The organism is Pannonibacter sp. Q-1, assembly GCF_054073275.1.
In genome coordinates this window covers 218,621-230,859 of record NZ_JBSXNB010000007.1, presented here as the reverse complement: position 1 = coordinate 230,859, position 12,239 = coordinate 218,621, and the positions used below count along the sequence as shown (strand labels likewise).

The window sequence follows — 12,239 nt, the reverse complement described above, 5'->3', positions numbered from 1 at the left end:
AAAAAACTTGTATGTGTGCAAACGAATTTTTACGGGATGATACTTATTTCTGCGCAAATGCTGTGCAGGCGGAAATTTTGCCCAGGCCGCGCCCCTGGGCGGAGCGGCATCCGGACTGATGCTCATGCGAAACTGCAACCTTTGCTGCAGAACTCGTGATAAGGCAGATTCAACCAAAAAGGACCGGCGGGGGAGACATCGGGCCGATGACAGCATCCGGACATGACAGGGCCAGCGAGAAGGCCTATGTGCTGGACGAGCAGGCGGGATTCCTGCTGCGCCTTGCCTATCAGCGGCACATGGCGATTTTCTCCGAGCGGATGAGCGGAGGCCTGACGGCAACGCAGTTCTCCACGCTGTTCCGCCTGCGTGAGGTGCGCGGGCCGGTGTCGCAGAATGCGCTGGGGCGCATGGCCGGCATGGATGCGGCGACGACGAAGGGGGTCGTCACGCGGCTGATCGCGCGCGGGCTGATCCGGCTGGAAAAGGACGGCGAGGACAAGCGCCGCCACCTTCTTTCCACCACGCAGGCAGGCCGCGATCTGCTGGACGAACTCGTGCCGCAAATGCGCGCCATCACCGAGGCAACGCTTTCACCGCTTTCGCCGGAGGAGCAGGCAACCTTCCTTGCCTTGCTGAAGCGACTGATTTAATTATTCGTATGAATAATATGAGGGTGTGAGTCAGCAATCCGATGCCCTGCGGCGGGGCGGTGATTACATTGGACGCATGAAGGAGGATCGGGCTTTCGTTTTGCCGCAGCGCCCCTCTCCCCCCTTGAGGGGGAGATGTCTGCGGCAGCAGACAGAGGGGGGTATGCAGCATTTCAAAAAAGCAGAACCTCTCTGACAAGCGGACAGTCAGCCACCCCCCTCTGCCCCCTGCCGGGGGCATCTCCCCCTCAAGGGGGGAGAGGGGTTGGAGCCTGACTGGCAGTCCGTTGTAAACACTGCCCTCCGGTTGGGGCCAGACACGAGACATGAGGAAATCCGCGTGGCGGAAACCAGCAAGACATCTCCGGCAGATGCAAAGGCCAAGTCCAGTGCAGGCAAGCGGGCAAAGCCGCGCGGGCCGGGGCGTCCGGCGCGGGATGAGCAGGCGGGTGCGGCGCCGGATCTGAAGGACCAGATCCTCGACCATGCGGAGCTGGCCTTTGCCGAGGCGGGCTTCGAGGGCGCGAACCTGCGCGATATCGCGGCCCGCGCCGGGGTCAATCAGGGGCTGATCCGCTACTATTTCGGCTCCAAGGTGGATCTCTTCGATGAGTGCTTCCGCCGCCGGGGCGGGGTGCTGGCCGGGCACCGGCATGTCAATCTCGACCGGCTGCTGGAGTTCAGCGAAACGCCCACGGTGGAGGATGTGGTCTTTGCCTATCTGAAGCCCCAGTGGGACATGAAATATTCCGGGCCCAACGGTGCCGCTTTTGTCGCCATGCAGGCCCGGCTCCATGCCGAGCCGGAAGAGCACGCGCTGCGCCTGCGCCGCGAGGTCTATGACGCTTCGGTCAAGCGCTACATCGCGGTTCTTTCCCGTATCCTGCCGCATGTGCCGAAGGATATCATCAGCGTGCGCATGGCCTTCCTCGTCGGCGCCTATCTCTTCATGCTCAATGACCTCGGCCGCATCGGCGACCTGACGGAGGGCCACCTCACCGCCTTCGGCAAGGACGAGATGCTGGACCATCTGGTCCGCTTCCTCTCGGCAGGACTGCGCGCGCCGTTGTGATTGGGTGGGGAGAGCCTTCCCGCGGGGGGGGGGCTTCCGGATTCACGCATCAGGCTCGGAACTGCCCGCAGTGATGCATCTGTTCTGTGGCGCGGCCTTTCCGCCCCCCTCCCCCTGGTGGGGAGGGGTTAGGGGTGGGGGGAAGCCTTTCCGGCTGGCAGAGTATTCATTGATTTCAGGCAGCTTTTCCTCCTGATGCCTCTTCAGGAAAAAATCCATTTTCCAAACCCTTGCAGGCTCAGAGCCCCCCCCCCTCACCCCTCCCCACGAGGGGGAGGGGGGCTGAAACGCTGTGCCAGCGTGATCAAACTTCAGGCTCTCCCAAACCGTCTCCGGTAGAAGGCGCGATCTGTGCGTCCAATCTAAACACGGCCCCACCAGGGGGGAGGGGAGCTGAAACGCTCCGCCGCTGTGACCAAATTGCGTGCGCCGCTGTGGCTTTTTTGACCTCTGCTGAATGATGGTGCAGCGCGATATGGCGGCACGGTGAAAAAATGGGCTTGTTATTATTCAAATGAATAATTAACGTGGCTTCCAGTGAATGGAGGGAGCCACAGGCATGAAGACCTACCGGATCGGACAGATCGTCCCGAGCTCGAATGTGACGATGGAAACGGAGATCCCGGCGCTGCTGCGCATGCGCGAGCAGATTGCGCCGGAGCGGTTTACCTTCCACTCCTCCCGCATGCGCATGAAGCACGTGACCAAGGAAGAGCTGGCGGCGATGGATGCGGACAGCGACCGTTGCGCGCTGGAGCTTTCCGACGCCCGCGTTGACGTGATGGGGTACGCCTGCCTCGTGGCGATCATGGCCATGGGCCTTGGCTATCACTGCCAGAGCCAGACCCGCCTGCATGGCGTGACGGTCGAGAACGGCAATGCCGCGCCGGTTGTCACCTCTGCCGGGGCGCTGGTCGAGGGTCTGCGGGTCATCGGCGCGAAGAAAATTGCGCTGGTCGCTCCCTACATGAAGCCGCTGACGGAGCTGGTCGTTGCCTATATCCGCAATGAGGGCATCGAGGTGAGCGACTGGCGGGCGCTGGAAATCCCGGACAATCTGGCCGTTGCCGCCCATGACCCGATGAACCTGCCGGGCATCGTCAAGGGCATGAAGACCGATGACGTGGACGCGGTGGTTCTGTCCGCCTGCGTGCAGATGCCCTCGCTGCCGGCCGTGCCCATGGCGGAAGCCATCACCGGCAAGCCGGTGCTGACGGCGGCGATTGCCACCACATGGCAGATGCTGAAAGCGCTGGATCTCGACACCCGCGTTCCCGGCGGCGGCACGCTGCTGTCCGGCGCATATTGAGGGGGCGGGTGATGGCACGCGGCTACAACGTTCACGCCAATGGCATCCGCCAGCATCTGGTGCATCACGCCGGCAACGGGCCTACGCTCTTGCTCATTCCGGGCATCACCTCGCCGGCGGTGACCTGGGGCTTTGTCGCCGAGCGCCTGACCGAGGCTTTCGACGTGCATGTGCTGGACGTGCGCGGCCGCGGCCTGAGTGAAGCAGGGGCGCTCGACTATTCGCTCGATGCCATGGCGGAAGATGCCATTGCGGTGGCGGAAGCTGCCGGTCTCGGCAAGCCGGTGGTGCTGGGCCATTCCATGGGCGCCCGCACCGCCATCCGCGCCGCCCGCAAGGCGCCGGAAGCCTTCTCCGGCCTCGTGCTGGTGGATCCGCCGGTCTCCGGCCCCGGACGGCGGGCCTATCCTTCGGCCTGGAACTGGTATGAGGATTCCATCCTCATGGCGCAGAAGGGCTGTTCGGGCGAGGACATGCGCCGCTTCTGCCCCACCTGGACGGACGAGCAGAACGCGATCCGCGCCGAGTGGCTGCACACCTGCCAGCTCGACGCAATCCGCACCGCCTATGACGGCTTCCACACGGACGACATCCACGCCGACCTGCCGCATCTGCGCCTTCCCATGCGCCTTGTGGTGGCGGGCGGGGCCACGGTGATCGGCAAGGAGGATATCGCGGAGATCTGCCAGCTTTCGCCGGGCATCGAGGTGATGATCGTCGAAAAGGCCGGGCACATGATCCCCTGGGACGATCTGGAGGGCTTCCTCTCCGCTGTTATGGATTTCCGGGCTTGATAAGCCCGTGCGGCGTTTGAGCAGTTTCAACGCCGGATGCGCCAGCATCGCAAGGCCTTGAGATGAGCCAGCGCCCAAGAGATAAGAAGAGGACACAGCACATGGACCACGCCAGCTTTACCGAGATCTGCCTGCATCAGCTGAAGATGTCGGGCGTGCATGAGGGCGAGAAGCTCATCGTCCTGACGCAGGGCAGCGACCGGCTCGACTATGCCGATGCCTTCATGGCCGCAGGCCAGCGTCTTGGCGCGCTGATGTATCACATGCGCCTGCCCGCACCGCTGCCCATGAGCGGCTGGAACGTCGGCGTCACCGGCCTGGCCGCCATGCCCGATGCGGTGGAAGCGCTGAAGGCCTGCGACATGCTGATCGACTGTGTGTTCCTGCTGTTCTCGCCCGAGCAGATGGCCATTCAGGCCGCCGGCACGCGCGTTCTCACCGCCGTGGAGCCGCCGGAACTGCTGGCGCGCATGCTGCCGACCAGGGAAATCCGCGAAAAGGTGGAAATCGCCGGGGAAATGCTGGCCAAGGCGAAGGTCATGCGCATCACCTCGCGCCATGGCACGGATGTGACCTACAAGCTGAACACCTATCCCACGGTGACGGAATATGCCTGCACCGACGAGCCGGGCCGCTGGGACCACTGGCCCTCCGGCTTTGTCTTCACCGGCGGGGATGATGACGGCGTGGACGGGCAGATCGTGGTGGCGCCGGGCGATATCCTGCTGCCGCAGAACATCTATGTGCGCGAGCCCATCATCTACACCATCGAAAAGGGCTTCGTGCGCGACATTCGCGGCGGCCTCGATGCGGAGCTGGTGAAGTCCTACATGGACGCCTTCAACGATCCGCGCGGCATGGGCATGAGCCATGTGGGCTGGGGCATGAACCCCCATGCCAGGTGGCACAACATGGTGCCGGGCGCCTTCCCCGGAGGCATGGGCATGGAGCCGCGCAGCTTCTACGGCAACGTCATGTTCTCCACCGGCCCGAACAACGAGCTGGGCGGCCCGAACGACACCGCCTGCCACCTCGACATCCCGATGCGCGGCTGCTCGCTGTTCCTCGACGGCGAGCCGGTGGTGATCGATGGCGACATCGTGGTCAAGGACATCCAGATGGCGCGGGGCTGATTGGGCTGAGGTCAGGGCAGGGGCATGAGCCGAACCGCAGTGATGCATCTGAACTGTGGCAAAGTCTCTCCGCCCCCCTCCCCCTCGTGGGGAGGGGTAAGGGGTGGGGGGGCTCAGAGCCTGCAAGGGTTTGGAAAATGGAATTTTTCCTGAAGAGGCATCGGTATGAAATCAATCGTCTCTCTGTCAGACGGAAAGGCCTTTCCCCCCACCCCTCACCCCTCCCCACGAGGGGGAGGGGGGCTGAAACGCCGTGCCGGGGTGAGCAGATTTCAGGCTTTGGCAAAGCCGTCACCGGCAGCAGGAACGATGCGTGCAAGGGCAGGGGGCGTTCGGCCTCTTGCGGTCTGATGTAACCACTGTCCAGCCGAAGGGGGGCAAGGACATGACACAGCAGGAAGAAACATATCAGGCTGCCGGGTTTGGCCAGCCGGTGCCGCGTGGCACGAGGCCTGCCGTTCTGGTGGTCGATTTCACCTATGGCTTCACCGACACCGCCTATCCGACGGCGGCGGACATGAGCGCGCAGATGGCTGCCACACGGCGGCTGACGGATATCGCCCGTGCCAGGGGCTTTCCGGTCATCTACACCACGATTGCCTATCACCCCGGCGAGATTGCCCTGCTGCCCTGGCTGCGCAAGGCGGCCGGCATGGCTGCCCTTCTGGAAGGCAGCCGGCTGGTGGAGATTGACGCGGCAACGGGCATTCAGCCGCAGGACCCGGTGATCACCAAGAAGGGCGCTTCCGCCTTTCATGGCACGGCGCTTGCTGGTTTGCTTACGGGCGCGGGCGTGGACACGCTGGTCGTCACCGGTGCCACCACATCGGGCTGCGTGCGTGCTTCCGTGGTGGATGCGGTGCAGAGCGGCTTCAACGTGCTGGTTCCGGCCGATTGCTGCGCTGACCGCGCTGCGGCCCCGCATGTCGCCAACCTTTATGACATGGGCCAGAAATATGCCGACGTGACCGATGCGGCGGACATTGAAAACTGGCTCACAGGTCTTGCCCCTTCCGGGCGCTGAGCCTGTCACCTGATGTGCTCCGGCGGACGGCCGGGGAACGCGCGGGCGCCGTGCAACGCCCGTTCAAACCGCCGGGTACAAGGCGGAGAAAACAACCCACCAAACTCTAGAGGGAAGTCACCACATGTCGAAAGCTGCTCTATACTTGATAGGCGTGGTCGTCCTCGCCTGCTACGCCATACCCTATACGCTGCTCACCAATGTGGCGGAATGGTATGGCTCGTTCCTGTTCTGGTGCGTGGCGGGTGTTGCCGTCATCGTCCTCAACATTCTGGCGACGTCCAGCTTCGAGGAGGACGAGGCATGAGTGTGACCCTTGTCGTCTGGGGACTGGTGATCTACGTCCTCGCCTCCTTCGTGGTGGCCTATATCTCGCGCTCGGGCGAGTCCGCCAGCATGTCCGAATATTTCATCGGCGGGCGCTCCATGGGCGGCGTGCTGTCGGCGCTGAGCTACTCGGCCACCACCTATTCGGCCTTCATGATGATCGGCCTTGCCGGTCTCACCTTCAAGGGCGGCGTCGGTGCTCTCGGCTTCGAGATCATCTATTTCGCCGGTGTGTCGCTCGTCGCCATCTTCGGCCCGCGCTTCTGGGCGGTGGGCAAGAAATACGGCTTCGTCACGCCCTATGAAATGCTGGGCACGCGTTACGGCAGCCGCTGGGTGGCCGTGGCCGCCGGTCTCGTCAGCCTCGTGTTCCTCATCCCCTATTCGGCGGTGCAGCTGTCGGGCGTGGGCTACCTCCTGTCGGGCATGACCGGCGGCGGCATTCCCTTCCTGTGGGGCGTGGTCATTTCCACGGTGCTGGCCATCATCTTCTCCTATGTGGCCGGCATCCGCTCGGTGATGTGGACGGACAGCCTGCAGGCGCTGATGATGATCATTGCCTCGGTGCTGGTCTGCGGTCTGGTGCTGATCGAGCTGGGCGGCTTCTCCGGCCTCTTCGGTGCCATTCAGGCCACCAAGCCGGAACTGCTGCAGGTGCCAGGACCGGGCCTCTTCAGCTTCACCACCTTCCTTGGGCTGACCATTCCGTGGTTCTTCTTCGCCATCTCCAACCCGCAGGTGAGCCAGCGCCTCTATATGCCGGCTTCCCTCAAGGCGCTGCGCCGCATGCTGGTGATCTTCCTGTGCTTCGGCTTCGTCTATACGGTCGTGTCGGTGCTCTGGGGCTTCTCCGCCTTCGTCGCCTTCCCGGAGCTGGAAAAGGGCGACCTTGCCACCTCCACCCTGCTGGCCTCGGATCTGGTGCCGCCGGTTCTGGGCGTCATGGTCATGGTCGGCATTCTGGCCGCTGCCGTTTCCACCATCGACTCGATCCTTCTCACCCTGTCGTCGGTCTTTGCCCGCGATGTGTGGAGCAACGTGACGGGCGGGGCCAGCGACGCGCGCCAGCTCTTCATCGGCAAGCTGATCATCCCGTTCATCTCCATCGTCTCGCTGGTCTTTGCCGCGATGGAATTCTCGATGATCGCCATCCTGTCGGTGGCAGCTTCCGTCGGCCTGCTGGTCACGGTTCCGGCCATCATCGGCGCCTTCTTCTGGCGGCGCGGCACGGCGGCCGGTGCGCTGGTCTCCATCCTCGGCGGCGTTGCCTTCGTGGTGTGGATGTACCTGACGGGCAACAAGCTCTTCGGCCTCAATGCCGGTGTGCTGGCCCTGCCGGTCTCGACGCTCCTGTTCATCGCCGTCAGCCTCGTGACCAAGCCCAACATGAAGACTGCGGACGAGTTCGTGGAGGCCTCCGTCTCCTACAAAAAGGGCAAGCTGCCGCAGGGCATGCCCGCCCCGGCGGAATAAGCACGCAAGACCCACGCTAAAAGACAGGCGGCCCCGGCATCCGGGGCCGCCTTTTGCCTTTGTGCAAGCGGCAACCGCGCGGCGGAATTGGGCTTAAGCTTCCGTTAACCTAATATTTCTTGCAGAATCGGCGGGGCTGGGGCATTTCTGACGGTATTGAGGTCGCGCTCGAATGCGAAACCGTCAGGAGATCGAGATGCTCGCAGGCGAGATGGATAGCGCCAAGGACACAACCGCCAAGATCGGGGACTTCACCCAGCGCCTGTCGGACAAGCTCCAGTCCATGCGCGAGATGACCTATCCCCCCGAGGCGCGCAAGTCCTATGGCCGCACGTTTTCGACGCTGGATCTGGTGCGCCTGCTCGGCATTCCGGAAAGCACCTTGCGCGCCCTGACGCTGGACGGCAAGGGGCCGCAGCCGCTGCGCGCCGACAACAACCGCCGCATCTACACCATCGAGCAGGTGTGGGAGCTGCGCAAGTATCTGGCCGAACAGCGGCCGGATGATGCCTTGCGCCTGTTGCCGCACCGGCGGGCCGGCGAGCATCTGCAGGTCATCGCCTGCGCCAATTTCAAGGGCGGCTCGTCCAAGACCACCACCTCCGTGCATCTGGCGCATTATCTGGCGCTGCAGGGCTACCGGGTGCTGTGCATCGACCTGGACCCGCAGGCCTCGCTGACCACCACCTTCGGCATCCAGCCGGACCGGGACCTGCGCTCCGGCGAGGACGAGGACGAGCGCACCGACACGGCCTATGACGCGCTGCGCTATGACAACAACCGGGTGCCGCTGAAGGACGTGATCCGCAAGACCTATTTCCCCGGCATCGATCTGGTGCCGGGCAATCTGCGTCTGATGGACTTCGAATATGACACGCCGAACGCGCTGGTGAACCGCACCACGGACGAGCTCGGCCTGTTCTTCCAGCGCCTCGATGCGGCCATCCGCACGGTGGAGGACGATTACGATCTGGTCATCCTCGATACGCCGCCCTCGCTTGGCTACACCACGCTTGCCTCGCTCTATGCGGCTACGGGGCTGATCATCACCGTGCATCCGGCCATGCTGGACATCTCCTCCTGCGCCCAGTTCCTGAAGATGATTGCCGATGTGACGGCGACCCTCTCGGAAGGGGGCGCGCGGTTCGAGCATGATTTCGTCAAGTTCCTGATGACGCGGGTGAACCCGAACGACGCCCCGCAGAAGATCATGGCCGGCACCATGCGCAGCCTGTTCGGCAAGGATGTGCTGGTGGCCGAAGCCGTGGAATCCACCGCCGTGGCCTCGGCCGGCGTTGCCAAGAAGTCGCTCTATGAGGTCGAGCCCGGCGAAGTCGGGCGCGAGCCGCTGAAGCGCGCACTGGAGAGCGCCGATCAGGTGAACGGCGAAATTCTGGACCTGGTCAAGTCCGTATGGAGGCGGCAGGGATGAAGAAATCCATCGTCAAGATGATGGCGGAAGCGGCCAAGGCGGCTGAAGCCCAGAAAACGGCGGAGGCATCCGCGCCTGCCGCCCAGCCTGCATCTGCACCCCAATCCGCGCCCCAGTCGTCTCCCCCGGCCGCGCCCGCAGCGGAGGGCGCGCGGTTGGTGGCGCCTGTCGTCAGCTCCATGGGCCGCGCCCTGTCGCAGCTGAAGGAAGACAGCATCGTTGCGCTGGACCCGGGCAAGATCGATCCTTCCCCCTTCCGCGACCGCTTTGCCGCCGATGAGGAGGCCGCCGAGGCGCTGGAGGAGCTGAAGCTGTCGATCTCTTCCGAAGGGCAGAAGATCCCGGTTCTGGTGCGCCCGCACCCGGCGGCGGAGGGGCGCTATCAGCTGGCCTATGGCCACCGCCGCCTTGCGGCCGTGCTGGCGCTGATGCTGGAGAGCGGCCGTCCGGAGACGGTGAAGATCCGCGCCTATGTGCGCCCGCTGTCCGACATGGATCTGATCCGCGAGCAGTCGCTGGAAAACGGCGTCCGCGAGAACCTGACCTGGATCGAGCAGGCGCTGTGGGCGCAGCAGCTGAAGGAAGCGGGCTTCAAGCAGCGCGACATGCAGCCTGTGCTGGGGGTGACGGAATCGACCGTTTCCACCCTGCTGAAGGTGGCAGCCAGCGTGCCGGAGGACATTGTTCTGGCCATCGGCCGGGCGCGCAATGTCGGCCGGCCGGCCTGGACCGCCTTTGCCAAGCTGTTCGACGATGCCAAAGCTGCCCCGCGCATCCGTGCCATTCTGGAGGCCAAGGCCTTCCTGGCGGGCGATGCGCCTGCGCGCATGGCCCTTGCGGCGAAGGCCGCGCGCGGCAAGGGCGCAGAGAGGGCGTCCGGCCAGACGGGCGAACGGGAAATCCGCTCCGGCAAGCGCCTTCTGGGCAAGCTGAAGACGGGATCATCCGGCGTGACGCTGACCATCCCGAAGCAGGAGGCCGCCTTTGGCGCCTGGCTGGGCGGGCAGCTGGAGCAGCTTTACGCGGAGTTTGAAAAGGACGCCGGCGGCAGCAGCGATAAAATCTGAGGGCAAATCTATCCCTCACCCGGCAAGGTGGGGGTAAGATCACGCCAGCAGGCCCGCAGCACCGGACCATGACAGCGACCCGAAACACCGAAAGGAGCAGGAATGACGCAACAGGCCAAATGAAAAGGGACCATCTGGCGGCAACCAGATGATCCCCGATTTCACGGTCGAATGGGATTTCGCCCACACGAAACCTTGCACCCTTTTCTTGTAGGCGAAAAGCGAATCACGTTCAAGACCCGGTCTTGAGCGCACAAGCACTTTTGTGCCCGTTTCCCCCGTTCTGACCTCCATCTTGTTCACCGTCCGGGCGTCACGCTCGCGGCGGATGGAGGATTTCATGTCCACCACTTCGATCGCCACCTTCCGCAAGGTGACGCCAGGCATTCTTGCGTCCGCCGTTCTGTCGCAGCAGGAAGAGCGTCCGGTTGTCACGAAGCAGGATCTATCCCTCGTTCTCAAGCGAGTCGCTCCCGCTCTGGGCATTGATGGCACGTCCTATCACGTGCTCGACATTCTGCTGGGCCTTGTCCAGGCGGAGGATTTCAAGGCCGGCCGGCGGCCCGTGGTTGCCATCTCCAACCAGCGCCTGTCCGAATACACGAGCCGCCATCCGCGCACGGTGATCCGCTGCCTGAAGCGGCTGGTGGAAGCCGGGATCCTTGCCTACCGCGACAGCCCCACGGGCCGGCGCTATGTGCAGAAGGACAATGCTTCCGGCCATATCGAGGCCTATGGGCTCGATTTCACACCGGCCTGCGTCAACCTGGAGAGCTTCCGCGCCGCAGCCGATGCGTTTCAGGCGCAGATCAAGGCCGATCAGGCCGCCCGCCGGGAATTGACCCGTCTTGCCCGTGCCATTGCCGATCTGGATGAGGCCTGCGAGGGCCTGGAAGGCTTCAGGGCCTGCGCCCAGACCGTCCTTGAGGAACGGCACACGCTGCTGGGCTTCAGGCTGGAGCGGATGCGCGCCCTTTATCAGGACGCTCTGGACTCAGCCGCTTCTGATCATGCAGCTTTTTCTGAAAATATGTCATCCACGGGTGACATTCCCGTCACCTCCTTATCTATTACAAACCGTCCCGACTCTTCAAAAAGTAACATCAATCGGACTCGCCCTAACGGGCGAGACATAAACACGAAGACTGACAACGGCTCCGCCGTTGAAATGGCTCTTGAAAAAGAGCCTTGCGGCGATCCTGCCCGTGAGCAACCGAAACTGCGGCAAGCGGCAAGGGCTCGGGGGGCGGGCCGGGAAACCCAGCGGGACAGGCAGCAGGGCAGGGCGCAAGGGGCCTCCCATCATGGTTTGCTCGATGATGTGTCGGCGGGTCTCGTTGAAAGCGCCTGCTCCGAGCTTCAGGCGGTTATCCGTCACAGGCTTACCTCCTGGCCTGCGATCTGCGAGGCGGCAGAGGAGATTAGGGTGCTGATCGGTGTCAGCCCCTCGGCCTATGCGCAAGCGGTGGAGCAGCAGGGCCGTTATGTGGCTGCGGCCTGCCTTGCGGTGGTGGCAGAAAAGGCGCTGCGCGATCCGGAACAGATTTCCCGTCCCGGCGGCTATTTCCGTGCCATGATCGAGCGCGCCGGCGAAGGCCGCCTGCATCTGGCCCGCTCGCTGTTCGGACTTGCGGCGGACTTGCGGCGGACAGGCGGTCGTGATGCGCGGTCGTCAGGTGCCGAAGATGGTGATGTCTGAGAGATTGGAGAACGGTATGTTCGTTCGTACACAAGCCGATACAGGTGCCGTCTCTGCTGAGCGCGAGCTTAAGATCATCGATGGCATCAAGCAGAGTATCGGCGATGCAGCCTCTGGCCGCGTCGTCCCGCATGAGCAGGCCATGGCTGAGCTCTATGCGGTGATCGGCGAAGCAGAAGAAAAGTGAAGGGGATGGAAAGCTATCAAGGGGAGAGAATGCGCGGTCTAGGGGGGCTCCGGTCGATTGGGGTGTTGA

At 63.6% G+C, this 12,239-nt stretch carries 13 protein-coding genes; 12 read left to right on the top strand and 1 reads right to left on the bottom strand.

Going from position 1 to position 12,239, the window contains the following annotated elements; genetic code table 11:
• Positions 1–206: 206 nt before the first annotated feature.
• The 10 genes from ACVNHC_RS19575 (at position 207) to repB (ending at position 10,284) form a co-directional block, all read left to right on the top strand.
• The gene (locus ACVNHC_RS19575; RefSeq protein WP_457168895.1) at positions 207–653 is read left to right on the top strand and encodes a MarR family winged helix-turn-helix transcriptional regulator; all 447 of its coding nucleotides are present in this window, start codon (positions 207–209) and stop codon (positions 651–653) included.
• Positions 654–993: 340 nt separating this feature from the next.
• Positions 994–1,725, top strand: coding sequence for a TetR/AcrR family transcriptional regulator (locus ACVNHC_RS19570; protein WP_457168893.1), 732 nt, complete (start codon positions 994–996; stop codon positions 1,723–1,725).
• A gap of 559 nt (positions 1,726–2,284) precedes the next feature.
• Positions 2,285–3,034 carry a maleate cis-trans isomerase family protein gene (locus ACVNHC_RS19565; RefSeq protein WP_457168892.1) on the top strand — a complete coding sequence of 250 codons (750 nt, stop codon included), beginning with the start codon at positions 2,285–2,287 and terminating at the stop codon, positions 3,032–3,034.
• Between the two features lie 11 nt (positions 3,035–3,045).
• Positions 3,046–3,828, top strand: a complete 783-nt coding sequence (locus tag ACVNHC_RS19560; protein ID WP_457168890.1) for an alpha/beta fold hydrolase — start codon at positions 3,046–3,048, stop codon at positions 3,826–3,828.
• A 101-nt stretch (positions 3,829–3,929) separates the two neighbouring features.
• On the top strand, positions 3,930–4,961 hold the full coding sequence (locus ACVNHC_RS19555; protein ID WP_457168888.1) for a leucyl aminopeptidase: 1,032 nt from the start codon (positions 3,930–3,932) through the stop codon (positions 4,959–4,961).
• 385 nt (positions 4,962–5,346) lie between these two features.
• Positions 5,347–5,985, top strand: a complete 639-nt coding sequence (locus ACVNHC_RS19550; protein ID WP_457168886.1) for an isochorismatase family protein — start codon at positions 5,347–5,349, stop codon at positions 5,983–5,985.
• A 124-nt stretch (positions 5,986–6,109) separates the two neighbouring features.
• Positions 6,110–6,292, top strand: coding sequence for a hypothetical protein (locus tag ACVNHC_RS19545; protein WP_050475468.1), 183 nt, complete (start codon positions 6,110–6,112; stop codon positions 6,290–6,292).
• On the top strand, positions 6,289–7,785 hold the full coding sequence (locus ACVNHC_RS19540) for a sodium:solute symporter family protein (RefSeq protein WP_457168883.1): 1,497 nt from the start codon (positions 6,289–6,291) through the stop codon (positions 7,783–7,785). The genes ACVNHC_RS19545 and ACVNHC_RS19540 overlap by 4 nt, the downstream gene beginning before the upstream one ends.
• Before the next feature lie 172 nt (positions 7,786–7,957).
• Positions 7,958–9,217 carry a plasmid partitioning protein RepA gene (repA, locus tag ACVNHC_RS19535; RefSeq protein ID WP_050475470.1) on the top strand — a complete coding sequence of 420 codons (1,260 nt, stop codon included), beginning with the start codon at positions 7,958–7,960 and terminating at the stop codon, positions 9,215–9,217.
• Positions 9,214–10,284 (top strand): plasmid partitioning protein RepB, encoded by a 1,071-nt coding sequence (repB, locus tag ACVNHC_RS19530; protein ID WP_457168881.1) that lies wholly within the window; start codon positions 9,214–9,216, stop codon positions 10,282–10,284. The genes repA and repB overlap by 4 nt, the downstream gene beginning before the upstream one ends.
• 39 nt (positions 10,285–10,323) lie before the next feature.
• Here the strand turns inward: repB and ACVNHC_RS19525 are convergent, their stop codons facing one another.
• Positions 10,324–10,626, bottom strand: coding sequence for a hypothetical protein (locus tag ACVNHC_RS19525; RefSeq protein WP_457168879.1), 303 nt, complete (start codon positions 10,624–10,626; stop codon positions 10,324–10,326).
• Between ACVNHC_RS19525 and repC the strand changes: the two genes are divergently transcribed.
• On the top strand, positions 10,625–11,983 hold the full coding sequence (gene repC / locus ACVNHC_RS19520) for a plasmid replication protein RepC (RefSeq protein WP_457168877.1): 1,359 nt from the start codon (positions 10,625–10,627) through the stop codon (positions 11,981–11,983). The two genes, ACVNHC_RS19525 and repC, sit on opposite strands and share 2 nt — an antisense overlap.
• 16 nt (positions 11,984–11,999) lie before the next feature.
• A complete protein-coding gene (locus ACVNHC_RS19515) occupies positions 12,000–12,170 on the top strand; it encodes a hypothetical protein (protein ID WP_457168875.1) in 171 nt (56 codons plus the stop codon).
• Positions 12,171–12,239: the final 69 nt, after the last annotated feature.

What these genes read in the sequence shown, in the direction of transcription:
- ACVNHC_RS19550 (WP_457168886.1), top strand. Translation starts at nt 5,347, where the DNA reads ATGACACAGCAGGAAGAAACATATCAGGCTGCCGGGTTTGGCCAGCCG.
- ACVNHC_RS19525 (WP_457168879.1), bottom strand. Translation starts at nt 10,626, where the DNA reads ATGAAATCCTCCATCCGCCGCGAGCGTGACGCCCGGACGGTGAACAAG.
- ACVNHC_RS19560 (WP_457168890.1), top strand. Translation starts at nt 3,046, where the DNA reads ATGGCACGCGGCTACAACGTTCACGCCAATGGCATCCGCCAGCATCTG.
- repC (WP_457168877.1), top strand. Translation starts at nt 10,625, where the DNA reads ATGTCCACCACTTCGATCGCCACCTTCCGCAAGGTGACGCCAGGCATT.
- ACVNHC_RS19545 (WP_050475468.1), top strand. Translation starts at nt 6,110, where the DNA reads ATGTCGAAAGCTGCTCTATACTTGATAGGCGTGGTCGTCCTCGCCTGC.
- ACVNHC_RS19540 (WP_457168883.1), top strand. Translation starts at nt 6,289, where the DNA reads ATGAGTGTGACCCTTGTCGTCTGGGGACTGGTGATCTACGTCCTCGCC.
- ACVNHC_RS19575 (WP_457168895.1), top strand. Translation starts at nt 207, where the DNA reads ATGACAGCATCCGGACATGACAGGGCCAGCGAGAAGGCCTATGTGCTG.
- ACVNHC_RS19565 (WP_457168892.1), top strand. Translation starts at nt 2,285, where the DNA reads ATGAAGACCTACCGGATCGGACAGATCGTCCCGAGCTCGAATGTGACG.
- repB (WP_457168881.1), top strand. Translation starts at nt 9,214, where the DNA reads ATGAAGAAATCCATCGTCAAGATGATGGCGGAAGCGGCCAAGGCGGCT.
- ACVNHC_RS19515 (WP_457168875.1), top strand. Translation starts at nt 12,000, where the DNA reads ATGTTCGTTCGTACACAAGCCGATACAGGTGCCGTCTCTGCTGAGCGC.
- ACVNHC_RS19555 (WP_457168888.1), top strand. Translation starts at nt 3,930, where the DNA reads ATGGACCACGCCAGCTTTACCGAGATCTGCCTGCATCAGCTGAAGATG.
- repA (WP_050475470.1), top strand. Translation starts at nt 7,958, where the DNA reads ATGCGAAACCGTCAGGAGATCGAGATGCTCGCAGGCGAGATGGATAGC.